Source organism: Bradyrhizobium sp. CAR08 (assembly GCF_052871955.1).
In genome coordinates this window covers 47,198-68,194 of record NZ_JBIXJX010000029.1, presented here as the reverse complement: position 1 = coordinate 68,194, position 20,997 = coordinate 47,198, and the positions used below count along the sequence as shown (strand labels likewise).

Annotated in this window: 17 protein-coding genes, 4 pseudogenes and 2 other annotated features; of the genes and pseudogenes, 9 read left to right on the top strand and 12 right to left on the bottom strand. The window is 58.1% G+C overall.

The window, feature by feature from the left end:
- Positions 1 to 205: 205 nt before the first annotated feature.
- Complete coding sequence (locus ACIPUD_RS36670) at positions 206 to 778, top strand: OsmC family protein (RefSeq protein WP_446482618.1); 573 nt, start codon at positions 206 to 208, stop codon at positions 776 to 778.
- A gap of 91 nt (positions 779 to 869) precedes the next feature.
- Here ACIPUD_RS36670 and ACIPUD_RS36665 read toward each other — a convergent pair whose 3' ends face one another.
- Entirely contained in the window at positions 870 to 1,307 is a 438-nt protein-coding gene (locus tag ACIPUD_RS36665; protein WP_446482617.1) for a hypothetical protein, read from the bottom strand.
- Positions 1,308 to 1,450: 143 nt separating this feature from the next.
- The gene (locus ACIPUD_RS36660) at positions 1,451 to 1,693 is read right to left on the bottom strand and encodes a hypothetical protein (protein ID WP_446482616.1); all 243 of its coding nucleotides are present in this window, start codon (positions 1,691 to 1,693) and stop codon (positions 1,451 to 1,453) included.
- A 314-nt stretch (positions 1,694 to 2,007) separates the two neighbouring features.
- Between ACIPUD_RS36660 and ligD the strand changes: the two genes are divergently transcribed.
- Complete coding sequence (ligD, locus tag ACIPUD_RS36655; protein WP_446482615.1) at positions 2,008 to 2,931, top strand: non-homologous end-joining DNA ligase; 924 nt, start codon at positions 2,008 to 2,010, stop codon at positions 2,929 to 2,931.
- Between the two features lie 291 nt (positions 2,932 to 3,222).
- Here the strand turns inward: ligD and ACIPUD_RS36650 are convergent.
- Both ACIPUD_RS36650 and ACIPUD_RS36645 read right to left on the bottom strand, forming a co-directional pair.
- Positions 3,223 to 3,780 (bottom strand): annotated as a pseudogene (locus tag ACIPUD_RS36650) (PAS domain-containing protein); the annotation flags it as partial.
- 189 nt (positions 3,781 to 3,969) lie between these two features.
- On the bottom strand, positions 3,970 to 4,869 hold the full coding sequence (locus ACIPUD_RS36645) for a LysR substrate-binding domain-containing protein (RefSeq protein ID WP_446482624.1): 900 nt from the start codon (positions 4,867 to 4,869) through the stop codon (positions 3,970 to 3,972).
- Positions 4,870 to 4,952: 83 nt separating this feature from the next.
- On the opposite strand from ACIPUD_RS36645, the gene ACIPUD_RS36640 reads away from it, so the two are divergent.
- The gene (locus ACIPUD_RS36640) at positions 4,953 to 6,104 is read left to right on the top strand and encodes an acyl-CoA dehydrogenase family protein (protein WP_446482614.1); all 1,152 of its coding nucleotides are present in this window, start codon (positions 4,953 to 4,955) and stop codon (positions 6,102 to 6,104) included.
- Between the two features lie 295 nt (positions 6,105 to 6,399).
- Here the strand turns inward: ACIPUD_RS36640 and ACIPUD_RS36635 are convergent, their stop codons facing one another.
- The 4 genes from ACIPUD_RS36635 to ACIPUD_RS36620 form a co-directional block, all read right to left on the bottom strand.
- Positions 6,400 to 8,184, bottom strand: a complete 1,785-nt coding sequence (locus ACIPUD_RS36635) for an adenylate/guanylate cyclase domain-containing protein (protein ID WP_446482613.1) — start codon at positions 8,182 to 8,184, stop codon at positions 6,400 to 6,402.
- A gap of 264 nt (positions 8,185 to 8,448) precedes the next feature.
- On the bottom strand, positions 8,449 to 9,156 hold the full coding sequence (locus ACIPUD_RS36630; protein ID WP_446482612.1) for a PRC-barrel domain-containing protein: 708 nt from the start codon (positions 9,154 to 9,156) through the stop codon (positions 8,449 to 8,451).
- Positions 9,157 to 9,211: 55 nt separating this feature from the next.
- Positions 9,212 to 9,580 carry a response regulator gene (locus ACIPUD_RS36625; RefSeq protein ID WP_446482611.1) on the bottom strand — a complete coding sequence of 123 codons (369 nt, stop codon included), beginning with the start codon at positions 9,578 to 9,580 and terminating at the stop codon, positions 9,212 to 9,214.
- 63 nt (positions 9,581 to 9,643) lie between these two features.
- Positions 9,644 to 10,846 carry a sensor histidine kinase gene (locus ACIPUD_RS36620; protein ID WP_446482610.1) on the bottom strand — a complete coding sequence of 401 codons (1,203 nt, stop codon included), beginning with the start codon at positions 10,844 to 10,846 and terminating at the stop codon, positions 9,644 to 9,646.
- Positions 10,847 to 11,225: 379 nt separating this feature from the next.
- On the opposite strand from ACIPUD_RS36620, the gene ACIPUD_RS36615 reads away from it, so the two are divergent.
- Positions 11,226 to 11,672, top strand: a complete 447-nt coding sequence (locus tag ACIPUD_RS36615) for a hypothetical protein (RefSeq protein WP_446482609.1) — start codon at positions 11,226 to 11,228, stop codon at positions 11,670 to 11,672.
- A gap of 609 nt (positions 11,673 to 12,281) precedes the next feature.
- Positions 12,282 to 12,518 carry a DUF2934 domain-containing protein gene (locus tag ACIPUD_RS36610; protein WP_446482608.1) on the top strand — a complete coding sequence of 79 codons (237 nt, stop codon included), beginning with the start codon at positions 12,282 to 12,284 and terminating at the stop codon, positions 12,516 to 12,518.
- A 198-nt stretch (positions 12,519 to 12,716) separates the two neighbouring features.
- Here ACIPUD_RS36610 and ACIPUD_RS36605 read toward each other — a convergent pair.
- A pseudogene (locus tag ACIPUD_RS36605) lies at positions 12,717 to 13,937 on the bottom strand (IS3 family transposase).
- Positions 13,537 to 13,653, bottom strand: a sequence feature (AL1L pseudoknot). Its footprint overlaps the pseudogene before it by 117 nt.
- 206 nt (positions 13,938 to 14,143) lie before the next feature.
- Between ACIPUD_RS36605 and ACIPUD_RS36600 the strand changes: the two are divergent.
- Complete coding sequence (locus ACIPUD_RS36600; RefSeq protein ID WP_446482607.1) at positions 14,144 to 15,751, top strand: flavin-containing monooxygenase; 1,608 nt, start codon at positions 14,144 to 14,146, stop codon at positions 15,749 to 15,751.
- A 420-nt stretch (positions 15,752 to 16,171) separates the two neighbouring features.
- Here ACIPUD_RS36600 and ACIPUD_RS36595 read toward each other — a convergent pair.
- The 3 genes and pseudogenes from ACIPUD_RS36595 to ACIPUD_RS36585 form a co-directional block, all read right to left on the bottom strand.
- Positions 16,172 to 16,288: pseudogene (locus tag ACIPUD_RS36595) on the bottom strand (MBL fold metallo-hydrolase); the annotation flags it as partial.
- 217 nt (positions 16,289 to 16,505) lie between these two features.
- Positions 16,506 to 16,838 (bottom strand): hypothetical protein, encoded by a 333-nt coding sequence (locus ACIPUD_RS36590; RefSeq protein WP_446482606.1) that lies wholly within the window; start codon positions 16,836 to 16,838, stop codon positions 16,506 to 16,508.
- 342 nt (positions 16,839 to 17,180) lie between these two features.
- Positions 17,181 to 17,339, bottom strand: a pseudogene (locus ACIPUD_RS36585) (IS3 family transposase); the annotation flags it as partial.
- Positions 17,340 to 17,632: 293 nt separating this feature from the next.
- Positions 17,633 to 17,748, bottom strand: a sequence feature (AL1L pseudoknot).
- A 184-nt stretch (positions 17,749 to 17,932) separates the two neighbouring features.
- Here ACIPUD_RS36585 and ACIPUD_RS36580 point away from each other — a divergent pair.
- Genes ACIPUD_RS36580 through ACIPUD_RS36570 form a run of 3 tightly spaced genes read left to right on the top strand, consistent with a single transcriptional unit; the run spans position 17,933 to position 20,979 of the window.
- The gene (locus tag ACIPUD_RS36580) at positions 17,933 to 18,676 is read left to right on the top strand and encodes a GntR family transcriptional regulator (protein WP_446482623.1); all 744 of its coding nucleotides are present in this window, start codon (positions 17,933 to 17,935) and stop codon (positions 18,674 to 18,676) included.
- 21 nt (positions 18,677 to 18,697) lie between these two features.
- Entirely contained in the window at positions 18,698 to 20,341 is a 1,644-nt protein-coding gene (locus ACIPUD_RS36575) for an ATP-binding protein (protein WP_446482605.1), read from the top strand.
- On the top strand, positions 20,338 to 20,979 hold the full coding sequence (locus ACIPUD_RS36570; protein ID WP_446482604.1) for a response regulator transcription factor: 642 nt from the start codon (positions 20,338 to 20,340) through the stop codon (positions 20,977 to 20,979). Before ACIPUD_RS36575 ends, ACIPUD_RS36570 begins: the two co-directional genes overlap by 4 nt.
- Positions 20,980 to 20,997: the final 18 nt, after the last annotated feature.

Sequence of the window (20,997 nt, the reverse complement as noted above, 5' to 3'; positions counted from 1 at the left end):
GCGTTCGAGCCCGAGTGGTTCTAGGAGCCCGCGTGTATCACAAAAAACCGGCTGCTCGTTCATTCAGGCGTCCGGTACCCCACGTCACCAAGGTGCTGTCGATCCTGATCACTGAAAACCAGGACAACGCATCCAGCAGGCGCTCGCAAGGTTGCAAAGTCGAAATGTGAAGTCCTAGCTCAACTCCAAGCGAAAGAAGTCAATCATGGATATATCACCGGACACTACCGCACCAACCATCGTCAACGGCATTAATCTCCATGGCCTATTTGCGCTGATCGACGACGTCAAGCGCGAACCCGCCAAAGGCAAGACGAACTGGCACGTCATTACGACCTGGCAGGGACAGACGCGGAGCCGCGCAGAAGTCGAGAGTTATGAGCTCGGCGGAGAAAAGGTGCCGCGCCAATTCTCGATCGACATCGACGAGCCCCGCGAACTCGGCGGATCAAACCATTTCGCCAATCCGCAGGAGCATCTGATCGCGGCGCTCAACGCCTGCATGACCGTCGGATACGTGGCGCAGTGCGCGGTGCGTGGGATCACCCTCGAAAGCTTGTCAATCGAGACCGATGGCGACATCGATCTTCGTGGCTTCCTCGGGATCGATCCTGCCGTGCCGCCCGGCTATGAGAAACTCAGCTACACCGTCCGCATCAATGGCAGCGGTACAAAAGAGCAATTTGCCGAGGTCCACAAGGCGGTAATGGCGACCTCGCCCAATTTCTACAATTTATCCCGGGCTGTGGCTCTCGAACCCGTTTTGATCGTGGAGTGACTGTACCGTGGCGCAACTTCGGACGAAATCTCGGCCTTACTACAGCTTGCCGCTGCTAAGCTGAGATGGCACAAACCGTATTCTCTGCGGTTTACGGCGCCAACTCTTCCCCATCTTGCTCAACACGGCCGCTCTTTGCCTCGCGCCGGTCGGTGTAGCAATCAACGGCTGGTTCGCGCGAGCGATGGGCTCTAGCGAATTTGCAGGATGGCTGTTCCTCGCCCTTGGCGTGGGCGCGGATCTTATCGCGCTCGCTTGAGTGTGTCGTTCGATCGAATGGACTGGTGAGGTTCGGCATCATCGGCATTCTCGGAAAACATTGTCGAGGCCCAGCCAACGGGATGGGCGGGCTTCTGAATAGGTCCGAATGACGGGCGATCAAGCCGCATTGTTCGGGCTTCGCGATAACTTCGACCTCGAAGCAGCCCACGTCGAGGAGTTCGGCGGCCTTCTTCTCGGCCGCCTCCCGGGTGTCTCTCTTCAAAACGATCTGCCCGGCACCCTCGCGGGCGCAAACGAAATAGGGCATCTGCGAATCCTACTCGTTTGGATACACACGACTCGCGGTTCCGGCTAGTGCTCCGGCCCGGCCTTTTGCCGCATCCGGCCGACGATTTAGTTCGGACGCTCTCTGGCCATCTCAAATCTCCGCCATCGTGTCTGGCGGGCTACCTAGCCCCACTCGTTCTCGGGCAATCGGCCAGGCGGCGGCTTAAGCTCTTCCAGTCCGGCTTCGATGATAGCAAGTTCGTCCTGAACGGCTTGAATGGCGTTCGCCGGATCGATACCCGAGACGGCCTGAAGCTCGCCGAGCATCTTGCGCCGATGAGCGAGCAATTCCGCGAGAGCGCTTCGATCCTTGCCCCTCAATAACCTGCGGCAATCAACTCCATGGCTTTTGACATTCCGCATCATCTCCGCACCCAATCATCGGTGCAAGCCACTCCCTCCAAGCCGACCGATGTTCTCGGTACTGATTTCCCGCCGGCCCGGGCGCGCCGCAGCGGCGGCGGTACTGAGAAGGAATTAGCACATCGCGTTCTCTAGCCATTCGGCTGCCGTTCTCGTTGACGTTGAAAATACAACCTGGAATCGCGATTGCGGTTGTATGAGAGAACGCCCGGGAACGCCGCTTCGGCTTCGCGGTTGGAGAGTCGCGAATAAGGTAGGTAGACTGCCCCGTCGTCGGCTCCCCAATACCGGCGGCGGGCTTTTTGTGAGTTGCGTGAGTGGCAAAGCGTACCCGAGCATCGGCCAGGAAGCCGCAAGCTTCCATGCCGGGCTTTATCAGCCCCCAGCTTGCGACCCTGAAGATGAAAGCTCCTTCGGGGGCTCAGTGGATTCACGAAGTCAAATACGACGGCTACCGCATCCAGCTTCACATCAACGGCGACGACCGGAAGGCGTTCACCCGTAACGGGCACAACTGGGTCAACAGGTTCTCGGTCATTGCCGGCGCCTTCAATATTGCGGGTCAGGCGATCGTCGACTGCGAGGTGGTCGTCATCCATGAGGGGCGAACCAACTTCTCCGAACTCCAGGCAGACCTCGGCAGGGGCGACCAGGACCGGCTGGTTTACTTCGCCTTCGATCTCCTATGGCTGGACGGCAAGGACCTTCGCAGAATGGTTCAGCTTGCCCGCAAGGAGCTGCTGAAGCAGCTGATAGATGAGAACGGGCTCGAAGCCCCCATCTTCTACAGTGAGCACCATGAGGGTGACGGGGGGGCGCTGTTCGAGGCGGCGAGTAAGCTCAACTACGAAGGTATCGTCTCCAAGCGGGTTGATGCGCCGTACCGGTCGGAGCGGGGCGAGGCTTGGCAGAAGATCAAAACCGTCCAGCGCGAGAAATTCCCTGTCATTGGTTTCATCAAGGACCCGGCCGGCGTAGCAGCGCTCTACCTCGGCAAGCAGGAAGGGAAGGAGCTGCGGTACATGGGGAAGGTTAGGACGGGCTGGAGCCGGACGAAATCGGCGGAGATCCGCAAGGCGCTTGATACGGTCGTCAGCCCCAAGCAAAAGCTCACGAAGCCCATAAAGAAGCCGAAGGCCACCTGGGTCGAGCCGAAGTTTTACGCCGACTTCGAATATCGGGACATCACCTCCGAAGGCTTGCTTCGCGCTAGTTCGTTCCAAGGGTTGTTAAAAAAATAGCTCACGTACATTCGACGCCACTGCATGCGGGCTACTGATACCTACGCCTGGGCTATGAAGATTCGGTCGCGTTGATGCGCCAAGGATCCAAGCAGACGGGTTCTATTGAAGCCTCTCGCCATTGCTCGCTAAAAGCACGACAAGCTCACTACCGGCCGAGAGTTCGGCTCCGGCTCAAGCGCACCTATAACGCAGATTAAGCGATCAGCGCGGAGGCGCCAACTTCTTGCGCACCGGTAGGAACGGGCCGCAGCAGGTCAAGTTTTTTCAAGCATATGCAACCTCCCCCGAACCGATGATCTCCGGCGGCGCGTAGCCCTTGATCCGCTCTGCTCCGCGATTCCAGGTTGTCACGTTGCCGAGTGGGTCGAGCTGAAAGATCGCGCAATCGACCACGGCCTCGATTAGCTGGCGATAGCGCCGCTCACTATTAAGAAGCTCTTCGTGGGCTTGCTGACGTTCGGTAACGTCTCGCGTGACCTTGGCGAAGCCGATCACTTCACCGGCTTGAGTGCGGATGGCATCGATGATGACCGACGCCCGGAAACGGCTTCCGTCCTTGCGGACTCTCCATCCCTCGGCACTGAAGCGGCCTTCTCGTGCCGCGACGCTCAATGCGCGCTCTGGAAGCCCACTGGCGCGATCATCTAGCGTATAGAAGGATGCGAACGATCTTCCGATGATTTCGTCAGGCGAGTAGCCCTTCAAACGCTGGGCACCGGAGTTCCAGCTGCGAACCGTGCCGTCGAGGTCGATCATGTAGATGGCGTAATCAACGATTGCGTCGATGAGCAGTTGAAGTCGCGCAGTATCGTCGATCCCGTCAAGTTTTGACTGATGGGTTTGCAAATGGTCGGCGCCGATGGCGGAGGATAATGCTCAACCGCTAAGTCATTTTATTGTTCCGCGCAGCGTTGCTCCGTGCGGGCCTCGGGTATCATGACCTCTGTCGGCATCTGAAGTCCGTTGAGGGCGCTTATGGGATGTCAGAATAAGCTGATAAGCATGACAAGCCGAACCATAATTATGAGCGTGGAGTTAGAGCGCCCCTTGGGCCCAACCGACGAAATTTTTTATAGCTGCACCATTCCCGGCTCCTGCGCGATGAACAATGTAGAATCCATAACCGGTCAACGTGACCGGCGATATCGGGACGAGCACTCCACTGGCCAATTCGCGGGCGACCAGAACATTACTGCAGATAGCCACGCCCTGACCGGCAATAGCGGCCTCAATGGCGTGAAGTTCTTCTTGAAACTTTAAACTTACGAGTGACGCAAAATTGCGTTTGGAAAAGGGGAATGCCGCCCGCTGCCAGCGTTGCCACGTTGGCGCGTGTGTGTCGCTCGGCGGCCACGCAGCCTCGATGAGCGGAAGTCGCGCGAGATGGACCGCCTGCATTTTCGTCGCTTTTCTGCCGACGAGCATCGGGCTCGCTACGACATAGAACGTATCGCGCATCAGTTCGATGGCTTTCCCATCGAGCGGCGGCCCTAGTGAGTAACGGATAGCCACGTCGGCCTCGCCCGACTCAAGATTGAGGACGGTGTCGGTGCCGACAATGTCCAGTTTGAGCCGCGGATGAGCCGCTCGCCAAAACGGCAGGCGCGGCAATAACCAGCGGGCAGCAAAGGCGTTTGTCGTCGTGATACGCAGATGCGAGCTCGCGTGACCGCTTTTGATGTCCGCCAGTGTCTCGGCAAACCTTCCAAAGCCGTCACGGACAACCGGAAATAGCTGCTTGCCTGCTAAGGTAAGTGCCAGCGGGCGCGGTCGGCGACGGAATAGCGTTCGGCCGCAATGCTGCTCCAGAAGCTTGACCTGGTGACTGATCGCGGTCGGTGTGACGCCAAGTTCGTTGGCTGCGTCCTTAAAGCTCAGATGGCGCGCCGCGGCCTCAAAGGCGCGCAATTCGGTCAGGGGCGGCAACTTTCGCATCGCGGCCAATGTAGATGAAATTATCTCATCTGCACGTGAAATGTTTGGGCTTGCCCCCGATTTGGAAAGCCTGACTATGGCTCATGCGAGAAGATGACCAGGCGACCCCTTTTATTGAGGCTCTCCGGTTTATCCAGCCGTTGATCGCCGAACATGGAGCGGGCTTCGATCGTGACCGGCAACTTCATGAAGAGGTCTTCAATGCGCTGGCCGAGGGAGGATTCTTCAGGCTTTGGCTACCCGCGTCCTTGGGCGGACCAGAACTGTCGCCGCTCGCCTTCATGAGCGTTGTAGAACGCGCGGCAGCGCTCGATGGAGCTGTCGGCTGGCTCGTGGGCAACGGAGGCGGCATGAGCCGCATCGGCGGCTATTTACCCGTAGGTGTGGTGCGCAGCTGGTTTGAAGACCGCCGCACATTTGTTGTGAGCGCGACGGGGGCACTAGGTGCCGCCGTGCCCGTCGATGGAGGATTCCGCGTCTCTGGTCGGTGGCCATTCGGAAGTGGTGCACCGCATGGCACTCACTTTATGGGGCTTGCGACCATTGGCGGAAACCAAACCCCCGACCAGCCGCGCTTCTGCTGTTACTTCGAACGGAAGCAGGTCACGATTCACGACACCTGGCATGTTTCAGGCTTGCGAGGCACTGGGAGCTCGGACTGGGAGGTCCGCGATACGTGGGTTCCTGCCGAAAGGATACATCCGTTCGTTGATTACAAGCCAGCCGAGAATGGAATCATTTACCGCCTTCCAGCTCTTTCAACTTTCGCATGGACGGTTGCAGTGGTCCCACTTGGAATCGCGCGGGGGGCCATCGAAAGCTTTGTGACGCTGGCGAGCGGAAAGGGGCGGCTCGGCACTCCCGGCGTGATGCGCGATCGGGAAATCGTGCAGGCACTCGTCGGGCGGGTCCAGACGCTCCATAGCTCCGCACGCGCTTTCCTCATCGAGACCATGAGCGAGCTGATGGCCGCCACCGATGTCGGTGGGCATCGTCTCGTCAGCGCGCGGCTGCGATTGCGAATAGCGGCAGCCCACGCCGGCGAAACCGCGCTGCACATTGTCGACATCCTGGCGCGAGAGGCAGGCGCAGCGGCGATCTTCGAAAGCGGCCCGATGGAACGTGCCGTTCGCGATGTGCACGCCGCCACCAAGCATATCGCTATGAACCCTTCAATATACGTCACTGCCGGACGCGTTGAACTTGGATTGGAGGCCGCCACAGCGCGATTTTGAGTGAGAGGCGCTTCGAAAAAGTCGAAAGTAACGCGGAGCGAAAATCTTCCTGAGATCAGTTCGGCGCGAGTATTGCCAATAAAGGCGTTCGCCGCCACGACCAGGAAGATCGCCGAGCGATCTTACGTAGACTGATGTGGTCTCCCGCATTTAACGGCATCAAACGCATAGACGGCCCTTAAAAAATTGACACGCGAGCTAGAAAAGACTTTTTCAACAGAATCGGTCATAAGCGGAAGTGGCCCCGCCTACTTTACAACGATGTCGGGAAACCAAAAACGTAGGCGGCACGTTACTATTCGGGCAATCCGGCGCGTCGCAGGCCTTCCGCATATCTAGCAAGATCGTCGGGACGACGCAGCGGCACGTGATCGGCCAATCTGGATACTCTGAACGCAGGATCGATTTCCAGCATTCGCTTCGCCGCTTTCTGGGCTCGCTCAAGTTGACCGGAATTTCCGGCGCTGGTCGCGATAATTCTGATGGCGGGCAAGAAGTTCGGATCCTCCCGCGAGGCCTTTTCAGCCCAAAAAACCGACTCGTCATATCGGCCGGCAACAAAATGGGCGAGCGCCGTAGCCGTCTGCATCGAGTAGAGACTGGGATCGAGCGGGCTCAGTCGCATGGCGTGAGCCAAATGCTCAATCGCCGTTTCCGGCTCTCCGCGAAACGCCTTGAGCAGGCCACCGAATTGCCATGCAGAGGAGAGATGCGGGTTGAGCGCAAGCGCCCGTTCGATAAGGTCAGCGCCTTCCTCTGGTTCGAACGCTACCCGCGCGAGAGCGTAACCGGCCCGTGACAGAACTGCCGCGTCTTCTCTTCCCAGTTCCGCCGCGCGTCGGGCCGCCTTGGCGGTCTCGGCTGATTCCTTTGAAACATCGGTCATCCAGCCGTTTGCTTTGCGTAAGGTGAAGCACCGCGCCACCATCGCATGTGCCAGTGCAAAATTGGCGTCGATCTCGATCGCTTTGTAGAAGTGCCGAAGGGCTTCCTCATTCTCGTCCTTGGTTGCGCCTTCGACAACCGCAAGCCCCCGAAGATAGTAATCATAGGCATCCAGCTTTTCGGTCGGCTTTCGCTTGGAGCGTTCAATCTCGGCTTGGTCGAGCTTCGGTGCAATCGCGGCAACCACACTCATGGTGATCCTGTCTTGAAGTTCGAACACATCTTCAAGTGATCCATCGAACTTGTCTGCCCACAGATGCGAGCCGCTCGCGGCATCAATCAACTGGCCGGTTATTCTGACCCTTGCTCCCGCCTTGCGAATGCTGCCTTCGAGCACGTAACGAACGCCCAGCTCCTGGCCAACCTTCTTGATGTCGACCGCCTTACCCTTGAAAGTGAAGCTCGAGTTGCGCGCGATGACGAACAGCGACTTGAAGCGCGACACTGCAGTGATGATGTCCTCGACGATTCCGTCCGCAAAGTACTCTTGCTCAGGATCGCCGGACATGTTCTGAAATGGCAGCACGGCGATGGACGGCTTGTCGGGAAGCGCGAGCGCTGGTGATGGGCCTGAATGCAAACCCGGTCGCAGTTTCGCCACGGTTTGATCGGCAAGCTGAAGCCGCCACGCTCGCATCGGCTCCGCAATATTCTTCAGGATTTGCGGCCCAAGATCATCACAGACGATTTTGACCTTGCCCCGAATTTGCCGATAGGCGTCATCGGACATACAAACTCCGCCCGGCTCAGCAATACCCTCCAGCCGCGCGGCGATATTGACGCCGTCGCCGAAAATATCGTTCTCGTCGAAAATGATGTCACCGACGTGGATGCCGATCCGGAAATCGATGCGGTGCTGTGGCAAATTCGCATTCTGACTGGACATGCCGCGCTGAATCTCAACCGAGCAGCGAGCGGCATCCACCGCGCTGGCGAACTCCACCAGCATCCCGTCACCGGTGGTCTTGACGATGCGGCCGCGATGAGCGGCGATGGTGGGGTCCACCACGGCATTTCTGACACCCTTTAGTCGGGCCAGCGTGCCCTCCTCATCGTCACCCATGAGGCGGCTATAGCCAGCGACATCCGCCGCAAGCACTGCCGCTAACCGCCGTTCAACGCGCTCGCCAGTCAAAAGGCCTCCAAAACCGGAAAATGACCCCGCTGCATCAAAGCATGGCAGGCTGTTGTCCGGCTAGGGCCAATGTCCGGTCGGGGTCACAAGCCGCCGTCGGTCCACGGTCAGCTCGGGGTCGGGTTTACCAGCGACAGCGGACATCACGGCGGCTCAGGCGCTCTTCGGGTTAGAGCCACAGCCCGACCTGGTCTTTCCGACCGATGGCCGCATGAGCTGAGGGTGCCCAAGATCAACCAAACCCATCTACAAACTGATCAGAGCTCAGGGCTTTCCAAAAAATGCATCGTTGCGAACGCGCCAGGTCTGGTCAGAGAGCCACTTGTAATCTTGATCAGGCATCACAGGGACCGTTTTCATGACTTCTTTTGCGATAGGAAGAAAGAAGCTCGATCGATCCTGCGTCACCTTGAGAGATCGGATCGGGACAACAATGCTGTCCTTGCCGGTGGTGAAAAAACCTCCCGAAGCGACAATCGCGTAGTCCGTTCCATCTTTGGTGCCGAAAACTATGTTCCGCACCTCGCCAACGATTTTGTCATCGGAACTGCGAACTTCCGCCCCGATCATCTCGTCGGTCCTCAAGCCTGGCGTAAGTTGATCGATCTTCATCAGCGGCTTGGCGCCTTTCTTGTCCCTGCTCCCCGACGACGCCCCACGCTTGGCTTTGGGTTCGCTATCAGCCATTTGCTTGTCGGCCGCCTCTTCATCATTGTCTCCCAGCGACCCCATAGGCGGTCCGGCAATAAGCTCGCGAATGTTGGCGAGAAGACGCTCACAGTCTTCGTGACGCCCATAGGACCGGAGCGTAAAAGCGGCATCCCTCAAACTCCGGAGGTCGCGCACGGCCTGAGTGTTGGCTGGGCCTCGAAGCCCTGGATTTAACTGAATAGCCTCTTCAAGCCCTGCGTCAGCAATTTGGCACTCGGCGCGCACCTGGCTCGCGCCACCCACTACTATCATCACGGCCATGAACGCGATTCTTACGGACTTCATAGCAATCTACCTCTTCCAATCAGCTTATTCATCACGCCGCCCAGGTAAGCTCACGGATTGCATCTATGATCTGTGCGGACTGGTACGGCTTTGGGATAAACCGGGCGCCGCCCGGAAGATCACCAGCTCGTATTTTGACATGCCCTGAAGTTGCGATGATCCTGACTGGCGGCCAACGGTCCCTGACCGCTGCTGCCAGCTTCAAGCCGTTCATTGACCCCGGCATATCGACGTCAGTGAATATAAGGCAGATGTCGGGGTTGCGTTCGAGCATCTGAATGGCCTCGTCTGCGTTGGCCGCCTCCAGTACGTCGAATCCGGCCGCCCGGAGCGTGTCGACCACGTCCATGCGAATGAACGTCTCGTCTTCGACTCGGGCGGGGGAAGTGAGTGGCGGCATAAAAGCGAACTCTCAAGTTGGCAACCGACATCAGACTTGGCTTCAGCTGACACCAGGCGATTGTCATGCAGGGTCAAGCGGAAGCTTGATCCTGAATAGTGCTCCCCTTGGTATGTTTTTCGAGATCTTCAGTTCGCCCATCAACTGCCTGACCAAGCCGTTGATGACCCTGAAACCCAGGCTCTTCCGCGGTTGGTTGATGTCGAATCCATCAGGAAGCCCAGCGCCTTCGTCGGAGATTTCGACACGCAGATGTCCGTCGACCGCCCGGGCGTCGACTGTAATGACACCCGGTCCGTCGACATAGGCGTATTTAATGGCGTTCGTGACGAGTTCGTTGACCAGCAGACCCAGCGGAATGGCCTTGTCTGCCGAGATGACTATGGCCTCGGAATGGCACCGCAGTGTGTGTTCCGGTGCCGAACTCTGAAGGTTTTGACAGAGATGACTCACGAAATCGGAGAGATCTACAAACCCAACCTTGCTGCCCCGCCAGAGGTGGTCATGAACTTCTGCGATCGACGCGACGCGCATGGCCGCATTTTCCAGCGCGTTCCTGACGTCGACTGACTCTGCGCCGCGCGCTTGGACACGCAGCAGGCCCACGACTGACGTGAGGCTGTTTTTGACCCTATGGCTCATCTCTCGCGTCAGCAAGGCCTCGTGATCGAGGGCTTCCTGAAGCTTAGCATCAGCGTGTTGACGCTCGATGGCGATTCCGAGCAGACCTGCAAAACCCGCGAGAAAATCCGCATCCGCGTCGTCGAATTGTCCGGAATTGTGACTGTCAGCTTCGAGAACACCGAACGGCGCGTCGCCCTCGCCGCCGCGCCTGATAAGCACATTGATCGCACGCTTGATGCCATGCTCGGCGAGCAATTTCGGGGTTCGGAAGCGAGTCTCTTCCTGCAAGTGGTTGGAAATCACCGATTGACCGGTTTGATAAGCAAAGCCGGCGGGCGATTCGATATCGGCGCCGAGCGTTACATGATCGACCGTGCCCGCCGGCCAACCGATCCCGGCACGTACTATCAAGCGCTGTTCATCGGGAAGATATTCGAGAACCTTGGCGTATGAGCATCCCAGACCGCGGGCACTGAGTTCAGCCGCGTGTTGGAGAATTTGCCGGAAGTCGCGGGTTTGTAGTGTAGCCGTACCGAAATCCCTGAGGAGAGCCTGCTGGCGGCGACGGTATGGAAGCTCATCCTGGCGATCAGGATGAGCATCGGAGGCCGTGTGCGAGACCGCCCGCGGTTCGGAGGTCATTAAGGCGCCAGTTCTGGGTAGCGTCCTCGCAGAAGGCGTTGGCAATACACGGTAGCTTTAGGGAAGTACCGTACCAACTGCCTGAGGACAGGCAACAACGCTCTTGGCTGTTCTTGGTTCCCGTACAACCAGCCGCATGGGTCGGACGCCGCAATGCCAACGAAGCCATGCTAACGGAGGGCGTCCGCCTTCTCACAAGTTTCATTTGCCTCCACCCGAATAGGGCATCGCTTTGGTTCACGCCGCTTGCCAAATGCGCGCAGCGCCCGGAGTGCTCGCTACGTACTCCGATCGATCGCGTTCAGCCGCTGGTGCCGCCGATAAGCCGTAGTGCTATGAAAGACATGATCAGGTGGGGCCGAGCTCGATTGGAACAAGAATGAACGCCGAGCAGCTGGCTGAGAAATTCCGACAGAAAACATCCGCAGCGGTAGCTGAAAAAGAGAGGCAGAGGGTTATCGCCGCAGAAAACAAAGACAAGAGAACCGCCGACATCGAGCACTGCAAGCAGGCGATGGAGCGGGAAGTCATACCTTTTCTGGAGGAGCTGAAGCATCATCTGGGTGAAGAGCAGTTCTCCTTTGCCCCGCAGATCGAACGCAACGATCACCGTCCGGTCGGGGTCTCTTTCACCGTGGGCAATGGTGCACCGACCAGCATCTCAACTGCATTCGGCAACATTGTCGTGACTCGCATCGGTGACAGCGGAACCAAGAAGGGTATCCCTTTTGTTTTTGCCCCTGATGTCGAGCCCTATATTTCCAACTCGGGTGATCTGACGCGAGACAAAATAGCGAAGCTGGTTGAAATGGTGATTGAGGAGTAAGGAAGAGCCAACAGGAACTGAGCTTGAGGTGAGCTCGCGGACAGGGATCAAGGCAGTCACTGGGCCACCTGAGGCTATCTTGTCCCTGGCTAGGTTCTTTTCCCCGGAGTCATGAGCAAGTCTGTTCAGACCTCAAATGTCGCGTCAATGGCCGGTTCGCACTTGTCGTCTGGCGAGCTAGGCTCAGCGTTCAGGGGCCCTTACTGAGGTGATCAGCATGGGCTTCAGGTTGGATTGCCCGGCTGGAGGGAAGTCGGGACTTTGGATCTCTTGATTTGCTCAATGTATTTGTCCGCAAGCTCAACAAGTCGCCGCGCAACGATTAAATCAGTCACTTGCCGCGAAAGTCGTCGGCATTGCTCTATCTTCGCAATCATCTCGAACTGTAGCTGCCCATCGCCCACCGTTTGCATCATGCCCCTTCTTTACACCTGCATGACACGGTACAACCCACCAACGGACCGAGCACACGACAGAAGAAACCTGGAACTTAGTGGCACAGTGGTCCGAGAGCCAACTCCAACGCCTTGGCACTTCAGCACCATCGTGCTTTAGTTGCGCTTCCGATATGTGATCCACTGCAGTCTCAAGTGGCGGTCCCGCATCGCAATGGCAAGATCCCCATCGGCAACGGCCCGCCGCAACATCCGAGTTGAAGACATGTCCGATCCCAGCACTCATTACGATCAAGAACGCCGTATCCGCGAGCGCGCCTACCATCTTTGGGCACTCGAGGGCCGCCAAGAGGGACGAGCGGAAGAATATTGGCACCGGGCTATAGAGCAACTGGACGCCGACACACATGCTGCCTATCCGCCGGTTGCTTCCAGGGGACACAGAACTTGATCTCCTAGAAACAACTCAGCGGATAGGAGCCAACACTGGTCAACCTGAACGGTCTCGTCATTCGACTGGAGGTCTCGCGTCGGAACCGCTAACCTTCTTTCGAACGAGCTGTTGGGCGTTACCTCAACCCGAACTTAGCGGGACCGTCCTCTTAGGGGCTGAACCGCCCCGGGTTTGCCAAAGGCTATTTGGTTTAAGTTATGCCGCCATGGCCGGTTGTTCCAGCATGGTGTAGTAGCGTTGCTCGGCTTCGGCTGGCGGGATGTTGCCGATGGGCTCCACGAGCCGTCGGTTGTTGAACCAGTCCACCCATTCCAGGGTCGCGAACTCGACGGCCTCGAAGCTGCGCCATGGCCCGCGCCGATGGATCACCTCGGCCTTGGAGAGGCCGTTGATGGTTTCGGCGAGAGCGTTGTCATAGGAATCTCCGACACTACCAACGGAAGGCTCGACGCCAGCTTCAGCCAAGCGCTCGGTGTACTTGATAGTGACGTATTGGTTACCCCATGATGCACGAGCCCGCCGCGGTGGACCGGTCGGCGATCGTGCAGGGCCTGCTCCAGCGCATCGAGCACGAAGCTGGCGTGCGCCGTGCGCGAGGCCCGCCAGCCCACGATCCTGCGGGCATAGGCGTCGATGACGAAGGCGACGTAGACAAATCCGCTCCAGGTCGCGACATAGGTGAAGTCGGAGAGCCAAAGGACGTTCGGCCTTGGCGCCCTGAACTGGCGGTTGACGTGATCCAGCGGGCATGGCGCGGCCTTGTCGCTGATCGTGGTCTTAACCGGTTTGCCGCGGATAACCCCTGCAAACCCATGTCCTGCATCAATCGCGACACGGTGCAACGAGCAACATCGAAGCCTTCTCGCTTGAGCTGCCGCCACACCTTGCGCGCGCCGTAGACGGAGAAGTTCTCATTGAAGACGCCAACCTCGATCTTCAGCGCGGCGTCCTGCCTGGCTCGCGCCGACAGCTTGGCGGGATCGCGCCGCTTGGCCACATGGGCATGGTAGGTCGAGGGGGCGATCGGCAACACCTTGCAGATCGGCTCGACCCCATGCGCCCCACGATGATCGTCGATGAAGGCGATCATGGTTTGGACCGGCGGTCGAGCTCCGCCATCGCAAAATAAGCGCTTGCCTTGCGCAGGATCTCGTTGGCCTGCCGCAGCTCACGGTTCTCCCGTTCCAGGGCCTTCAGCTTCTCGGCCATCTCAGTCGGGACACCGGCCCGCTGCCCGCTGTCGATCTCGGCCTTCTTGACCCAGTCATGCAGCGTCTGCGGTGTGCAGCCGATCTTGGCCGCAATCGAGGTCACTGCCGCCCAGCGCGACGGGTGCTCGCCGACGTGATCCAGAACCATCCGAACCGCACGATCGCGGACTTCAGGCGAAAACTTGTTCGTGGTCTTGCTTGTCATGGCTCCATCCTCTCAGGAGTTGGAGCCTCCGGCAAACCCGGGGCGGTTCACCCGGCAGTGAGCTGCATTGAGCAGAGAAGGCGAGCTTGAGCGCACTGACGGGGACGGTTATATTAATCCAATTCACTTTGACGCAGCGCACTTTACGGCGCTGACGGTATACCTAGCCTTATGTTTGTGGGGCGGCGTAAGGAGCGAGTGCGGCAATGTCGAATGAACCGGTTGAGCTAGACGCGCTGGTTGTTGGTGCGGGCTTTGCGGGCCTCTACCAGCTGTTTCGGCTTCGGGATAACCTTGGCTTGAAAGTCAAGGCCGTAGAAGCGGCTCAGGGTGTTGGGGGCACGTGGTTCTGGAATCGCTACCCTGGAGCTCGGTGCGACTCTGAAAGCCATGTCTATTGGTATACGTTTTCCCTGGATTTGATGCGACAATGGGAGTGGTCCGAACGCTATCCGGGCCAAGCAGAAATTCTGCGTTATCTGAATTTCGTTGCCGACAAGCTCGACCTGAAACGCGACATTCAATTTGGAACCCGGGTTGCGTCGGCGCATTACAACGAAGCGACCAATCGCTGGCACATCCGTGCAGAAACGGGCGAGACCTTCATCGCGAAGTTTCTCATTACCGCGGTCGGCTGCCTCTCCACTGCCAACGTGCCCAACATTCTGGGACTGAAGACCTTCAAGGGTGAGTGGTACCATACAGGGCAGTGGCCGCACGAACGCGTCGAGTTTGCGGGGAAGCGAGTGGGGATGATCGGCACCGGATCGACTGCCATCCAGGCGGCGCCGGTGATCGCCGATCAAGCCAAGCATCTGACCGTATTTCAGCGTACCGCGAACTATTCAGTACCAGCACGCAACGTCCCATTGACGGCGGACTTCAAGCAATATGTCAAAAACAGCGCCAGCGAAATACGCGCGACTACGCATCAAACCTACAATGGCATGGGCTTCAAGGTTGCGGAACGCAAAGCGGTCGACACGCCGCCAGAGGAGCGCGAGAGGATTTATGAAGAGGCCTGGGAGCGTGGCGGGCTGCAGTTCCGCGCATCCTTTGAGGACATGCTCGTCTCTAAGGAAGCGAACGACACCGCTGCCGACTTCATAAAAAGGAAGATCGGTTCGATTGTGAAGGATCCCAAGACTGCGGCGGTCCTCGCTGACATTGATCATCCGTATGCGGCCAAGCGCCCGCCGATCGATACCAACTATTTTGAGACCTACAATCGGCCGAATGTCACGCTCGTGGACGTCAAAGCTGCGCCAATCCGGCAGATCTCCGAGATTGGAATTCGCACGGATCAGGCCGAGTACCCCCTAGACATCATAGTTTTTGCGACAGGGTTCGATGCGTTGACGGGACCGCTGCTCAAGATGGATATCCGCGGGCGGGGCCGGATCGCACTCAAGGATGTCTGGGAGGCAGGACCACGCAATTATCTAGGTTTGCAGGTCGCTGGTTTTCCGAACCTCTTCACCATCACGGGGCCCGGCAGTCCATCGGTCCTGTGCAACATGCCCGTAGCCATAGAGCAACATGTCGACTGGATCACCGATTGCGTCGCTCATATGCGGACTAACGGGCTGGAGCGGATCGAGGCACGGGCCGACGCCGTCGAAAAATGGGTAAGCGAAGTCAACGAGGCTGCTGCCCGAACACTACTGCCGCAGGCAAAGCATTCCTGGTACCTCGGGGCGAATATTCCAGGCAAGCCGCAGGTGTTCATGCCATATGCGGGCGGCTTGGTCCGTTATCGCGAGATCTGTCAGAAGGTCGTCACCCGCGGCTACGAAGGTTTCGCTCTGTCATAGTCGTTTACAACGAGTCCGGCTCGTCTTCCTAGGCGATGCTCCGGTCGTTGAACTGAATCGTGCCTAGCGGAGCTGGAAGCGCCTATCCTTCCGAGGCCACCGCCCCTCACGGCCGAAGCGCGCCCCAGAAAGTCGCCAGTTGCAGGTGGGAAATCCTGGGTGATGCGGTGGACAAGGTTGACGCCCAAGCCGGTGTTCTCCTAACTCGGGGCGGAGCACAAGCCTGGGCAGGTTGAGCTCCAGCATGTCTGCGAGGACCATTATCGGGCGTCGTGATTTTGACTAACACGTCCGAGTCTGACCCGAAGGCCACATCGCAGTCCGACACCGTTCTCGTCAGAGACAAGGCGCAAAAATGCCCCGTCAAGTCCGGGGCTAGAGTTTGCTTTGGAGGTCGTCTCTTTTGTCTGCTCTCGGAATTCAGAGATTCGAGCTCATCGCTTCCGGGTAATAGTGGAAGCCCTCCGATGTCTTGGCGATATGGCCGTAATCTGGCCAAGCAAAATGATAGGACATCACAGGAATCTTATTTGCAGCAAACCGTGGATTTGAGTCCCACTCAAGAAAACTAACAGTCTGCATCATCTCTCATTGCATGGAGGTAAAAACCAAAGATGATCGAGGAAGCAAGCATAGTGCATTGATCATCTTGAGGTTGCTATCGTAAGCGGCAAGGAACGGGCGCGGCATGCCGACCTGTGATTTTCGGTAGCCCGTTGGTCTACAGACCAGCACTGCCGCGATCTGTTAGCTGTCACGCGGACATGTCGACCAGGCTCCCAGGCTGCTGACCTTTCTTCTCGCTCATTTCCCTCTCGATAGCCTCCTTGATCTTCTGCTCAACCGAAGAGCGCTGTTCTGGTGTCATCCGCTGAAGGTCGGCCTCCGTCACATTCATGCTCCTCAGAATGTTCGCCCGCATGCGGTCGAATGGATTCATCTTGGCGTATTTGAGGAAGTCTTGGACGGCGCTGCTGTCGCCCGAGGAGCCGCTCGCGCTGTTCTCTAAGGCCGCGCTCTCGGACGGGGCGGACGACTTCGGCGCGACCGCCACCGAGGTCGATTTGGTGGCCTGCTGGCCGTACAAGGACAAGCCGGACATTATCTGCATGCTGCGACCCCGATTGCTATGCGGTGGTGCCAGCAACACGTGTGCCAGAACGTAAGCGCATATTTCCCAACGTTTTCAGTCCGCATTGCGAGCGATCTTTGGGGAGGCAGGAAGGAATTGCCGACGTATCGTCCGTGACGGCAACATTTGCCCAGCGTGAAAGTGGCTGTTGAGACAGCCTGCCCCTCTCTGAAGCTATTCGCGAGCGTATCCTTCCGCATGCACCTTTCCAGTGCTTGCGATCGGCGTGCCGTTGCGATGATAGCTAAAGGAGATGTGAACGGCCCCGAATTTTCCGGAGGCCATTTGGTTTGAGTTATGCCCGATGGGTTCCAGGCGGTGCCGGCTGTTGAACCAGTCCACCCATTCCAGCCTCGCGAACTCCCGGCCGATGGATCACCTCGACCTTGTAGAGACCGTTGATGGTTTCGGCGAAAGCGTTGTCATAGGCTCTCCGACGCTGCCGACAGAAGGCTCCTGCACTGACGTGATCCAGCGGGCATGGCGCGGCCTTGTCGCTGATCGTGGGGTTGACGGACTTGCCGCGGATGACCCTTGCAACCCATGTCCCGGCGCGACACTGCTCAACGGCAACATCGAAACCTTCGCGCTTGGGCTGCCGCCAGACCTTGCGCGCGCCGCAGACTGAGACGGAGACGTTTTGATCGAACACACGCCGAAACTCGAGATTCAGAGCGCCATCCTGCTTGGCGCGCGCCGACAGCCTGGCCGGATCGCGACGCTTGGCGACATGGGCGTGGTAGGTCGAGCGGACGATCGGCATGGCCCTGCAGATCGGCTCGACCCCATGCGCCCCACGATGATCGTCGATGAAGGCGATCATGGCTTAGACCGGCGGCTGGGCTCCGTCATCGCCAAACAGACGCTTGCCTTACGCAGGACCTCCTTGGCTTCGAAAGCTCCCCAGCGAAGGTATTCAAATGGTCTACCCGCTTTAAACGGAGCTGGACGCGACAGTGATATTGCCCTTTTCGAGGGGCGCATCGACCGGACGTCCGGACGTCATGATCTCTCTTGACGCTGGTACTGCCAGGCGCCATCATCGCGTGATGAGCTTCGGCATGGACAGTTTACCTCTCTATGCGCAAGTTGCTTCGGCGCTAGCGTCGGACATTGCGGCCGGCTCCTTGTCGCCTGGCGCGCAGCTTCCTTCGGAGGAGGGCCTGACTGATCGGTTCGGCGTTAGCCGGGCGACTGTGCGGAAAGCCGTGGAGCACCTTTTGGCTGGTGGGCTGGTTGAAATCCGACGTGGCAGGGGTACGTTCGTTAGCGAGCCCAAGATAAGGCAAGAGCTCACAGAACTGAGCGGCTTCGTAGAGGATATGGTCGCGCTCGGCCGCAAACCGACAGCGCGTCTGATCGAGAAGCGGCTCGTCGCCGCCGACACTACGGTCGCAAAGCAACTCGGCCTTGCGCCGGGTACTAAAGTTTACCGGATCAAGCGCGTCCGCATTGCCGATGGCGTGGCAATGTCCTTCGACGAAACGTATTTGCCCCTGGACATCGGAAACAAGATCGTCAGGAACGACTTAGAGGCAGACCCAATCTTTGCCCTGCTTGAGGGAAAGTGCGGCGTCCCTTTGATCAATGCCGAATACCAGCTGGAGGCGGTAACGGCTGAGGAGCAGGTTGCCAGCGCACTGGGCATACCAAAAGGAAGTGCCATCTTTCTTGTAGAGCGCACCTCATACACCGAGGGGTTTAGACCAATCGATTACGAAAAGCTCTATTATCGTGGAGACTTGATTAAGTTTGTCACCAGGCTGTCTAGGCGCACTCGTCCACGAGCTTAGCCGACGGAAAAGAGCGTCGCGATGAGGCTTGAGATAGAACCATCAGAGTTGGAGCTGATCGCCCAGGCCTTTCAGGCAATCTCGAAAGAGAATAGCTATGACGGACTGGCTAAAGCTCTTCTCAAGGCCGCCCTCGGTTATTCGGGTGCCGGTCGAGGCGCTGTGTTGCTGAGCGAAAGTGGCGGGCTACTCACCAAAGCCGATGCGAGCTTTCCTCGCGAGAAGGCAAAGTGTTTTGCCTCACAGCCTCCGACAAGCGAATTCCGGTTGCCAGCGGACCTCAGGGAAAAGGTGCTCACCCGCCGAGAAATCGTCCTCAAGTACGATGCCTGGGAAGGATCCGCCCTGATCGACTCGGCCGAGCGGCGTCGAGGGCGAATAGCGCAACTGTGCTTACCTCTGATTCTTCGAGACCAAACAGTCGGTGTCCTGTACCTCGAGACAGAACGTAAGGAGACGTTCACGCCGAGGTATGTGTCTGTAGTTTCAATGCTGGCGTCGCAAGCTGCCGTTTCATTTGAATCGGTACAGCTTTTCGAGGCCCTTCGTGAGACCAATCTGTGGATGGTCAAAGGTCAGCAAATCGGCCGCATGGGCAGCTACCGATGGAACACGCGGACTCTGCTCTCACGGGCATCGCGCGAATGCTACCGCTTGTTCGATATTGATTTTGACGTGAATCCTGTGCCGTTCGAGGTATTCAAGAGCCGCGTCCACCCTGATGACTATACTGCTCTGGAGGAGGCGCTCGCCCGGGTCGTGAGTACAAAGTCTCCGTTTAGCCACGAGTATCGTGTCGTCCACCGAGACGGTACGATGCTGCACGTTGCTGCTGTAGGACAGTTCGACGTCGGTCCAACCGGAGATATCGAATTAGAAGGAATTATTTCCGATATCACGGACCGAAAGGCTGCGGAACAAGCACTCGCGGACGCGCGGACGGAACTTGCGCGTGCCATACGCTTGGCGTCACTGGGTGAGCTTGCAGGCTCAATCATTCATGAAATTAATCAGCCGTTGACCGGAATCATTGTGAGTGCGGAAGCTTGCCTCCGATGGCTCGAGCGAAGCCCGATTGAACCTTCTAAAGCCCGCAAATCCGCACTGCGCGTCATCGAGCAGGGACGTCGGGCGACCGATGTCGTCGCTGGGCTTAGAACCCTGATACGTGGCGCGCAGCTGCGATTGACCGATGTTCAGATCAACGATGCCATCGAGGAGATTCTTCTTCTCTTGAAGAGAGATCTGGAGCGTGCTGGCGTCATCCTCACAACGGCTCTCGACAAGTCGATACCGACAATCGAAGGTGATCGAGTACAGCTTCAGCAAGTCATCCTCAATCTCGTGCGCAACGCCATTGACGCAATGACCACTACGACCGGAAAGCCGCGCGTCCTAAGCCTTTCTACAAAATCTAGCGATGAAGGTGTCGCTGTTGTTATAGCGGATACGGGTGTCGGTATTGCCCCCGCGAGCAGGGATCGGCTCTTCGATTCGCTCTACACGACGAAGCCTGACGGACTGGGTCTTGGGTTGTCCATCTGCCGCAAAATCACTGCTGTCCATGGAGGACGATTATGGGTGGAGGAAAACACGCCGAATGGAGCGACGTTCACGTTCACTCTCCCGGTTCGTCAATTGGGCTCGGTCACGGCAAACCCATGAGTGCACCATCGCCAGGTCTTGTCCATGTCATCGATGATGACAAGGCGGTTCGAGAATCAATTGCGGACCTTCTCCGGTCTATGGGTTACCAGGTGACGCTCCACGGATCTGCCTCGGAGTTTCTCGGGACCGAGCTCCCTGACGCGGCTGCGTGCCTGCTGGTCGACGTGCGGCTGCCCGGCACCAGCGGGTTGGAGCTACAGGAGCATCTTGCACGCGCCCATATCCGGGTGCCCATGATTCTTATGACCGGATTTGGCGACATTCCGATGTCCGTCAAGAGCATGAAGGCAGGCGCGGTTGACTTCCTCACCAAGCCCATGAGAGATCAGGACTTGATTGATGCCGTCGCTGCAGCGGTTCGACTGGACCAAGACCGACGCCGAGAAAGCGCGCGGACTGATCAACTGCGAGAGCGGTTTGCACTTCTAACCGCTCGAGAGCGGCAGGTCATGGCCCTCGTGGCGTCCGGCCTGATGAACAAGCATATTGCAAACGCACTTTCAATTAGCGAGGTCACGGTTAAGATGCATCGCGGCAGCGTAATGCGAAAGATGGAATGCAATTCCGTTGCGATGCTCACTAGGATGGCTGGTGCCCTCGAGATCCAGACGTGGAGCAGTCGAGCAGCGCGTTGACTCGCTGCCACAGGGCTG

What these genes read in the sequence shown, in the direction of transcription:
- ACIPUD_RS36670 (WP_446482618.1), top strand. Translation starts at nt 206, where the DNA reads ATGGATATATCACCGGACACTACCGCACCAACCATCGTCAACGGCATT.
- ACIPUD_RS36665 (WP_446482617.1), bottom strand. Translation starts at nt 1,307, where the DNA reads ATGCCCTATTTCGTTTGCGCCCGCGAGGGTGCCGGGCAGATCGTTTTG.
- ACIPUD_RS36660 (WP_446482616.1), bottom strand. Translation starts at nt 1,693, where the DNA reads ATGATGCGGAATGTCAAAAGCCATGGAGTTGATTGCCGCAGGTTATTG.
- ACIPUD_RS36645 (WP_446482624.1), bottom strand. Translation starts at nt 4,869, where the DNA reads ATGCGAAAGTTGCCGCCCCTGACCGAATTGCGCGCCTTTGAGGCCGCG.
- ACIPUD_RS36640 (WP_446482614.1), top strand. Translation starts at nt 4,953, where the DNA reads ATGCGAGAAGATGACCAGGCGACCCCTTTTATTGAGGCTCTCCGGTTT.
- ACIPUD_RS36630 (WP_446482612.1), bottom strand. Translation starts at nt 9,156, where the DNA reads ATGGCCGTGATGATAGTAGTGGGTGGCGCGAGCCAGGTGCGCGCCGAG.
- ACIPUD_RS36625 (WP_446482611.1), bottom strand. Translation starts at nt 9,580, where the DNA reads ATGCCGCCACTCACTTCCCCCGCCCGAGTCGAAGACGAGACGTTCATT.
- ACIPUD_RS36620 (WP_446482610.1), bottom strand. Translation starts at nt 10,846, where the DNA reads ATGACCTCCGAACCGCGGGCGGTCTCGCACACGGCCTCCGATGCTCAT.
- ACIPUD_RS36615 (WP_446482609.1), top strand. Translation starts at nt 11,226, where the DNA reads ATGAACGCCGAGCAGCTGGCTGAGAAATTCCGACAGAAAACATCCGCA.
- ACIPUD_RS36610 (WP_446482608.1), top strand. Translation starts at nt 12,282, where the DNA reads ATGGCAAGATCCCCATCGGCAACGGCCCGCCGCAACATCCGAGTTGAA.
- ACIPUD_RS36600 (WP_446482607.1), top strand. Translation starts at nt 14,144, where the DNA reads ATGTCGAATGAACCGGTTGAGCTAGACGCGCTGGTTGTTGGTGCGGGC.
- ACIPUD_RS36580 (WP_446482623.1), top strand. Translation starts at nt 17,933, where the DNA reads ATGAGCTTCGGCATGGACAGTTTACCTCTCTATGCGCAAGTTGCTTCG.
- ACIPUD_RS36575 (WP_446482605.1), top strand. Translation starts at nt 18,698, where the DNA reads ATGAGGCTTGAGATAGAACCATCAGAGTTGGAGCTGATCGCCCAGGCC.
- ACIPUD_RS36570 (WP_446482604.1), top strand. Translation starts at nt 20,338, where the DNA reads ATGAGTGCACCATCGCCAGGTCTTGTCCATGTCATCGATGATGACAAG.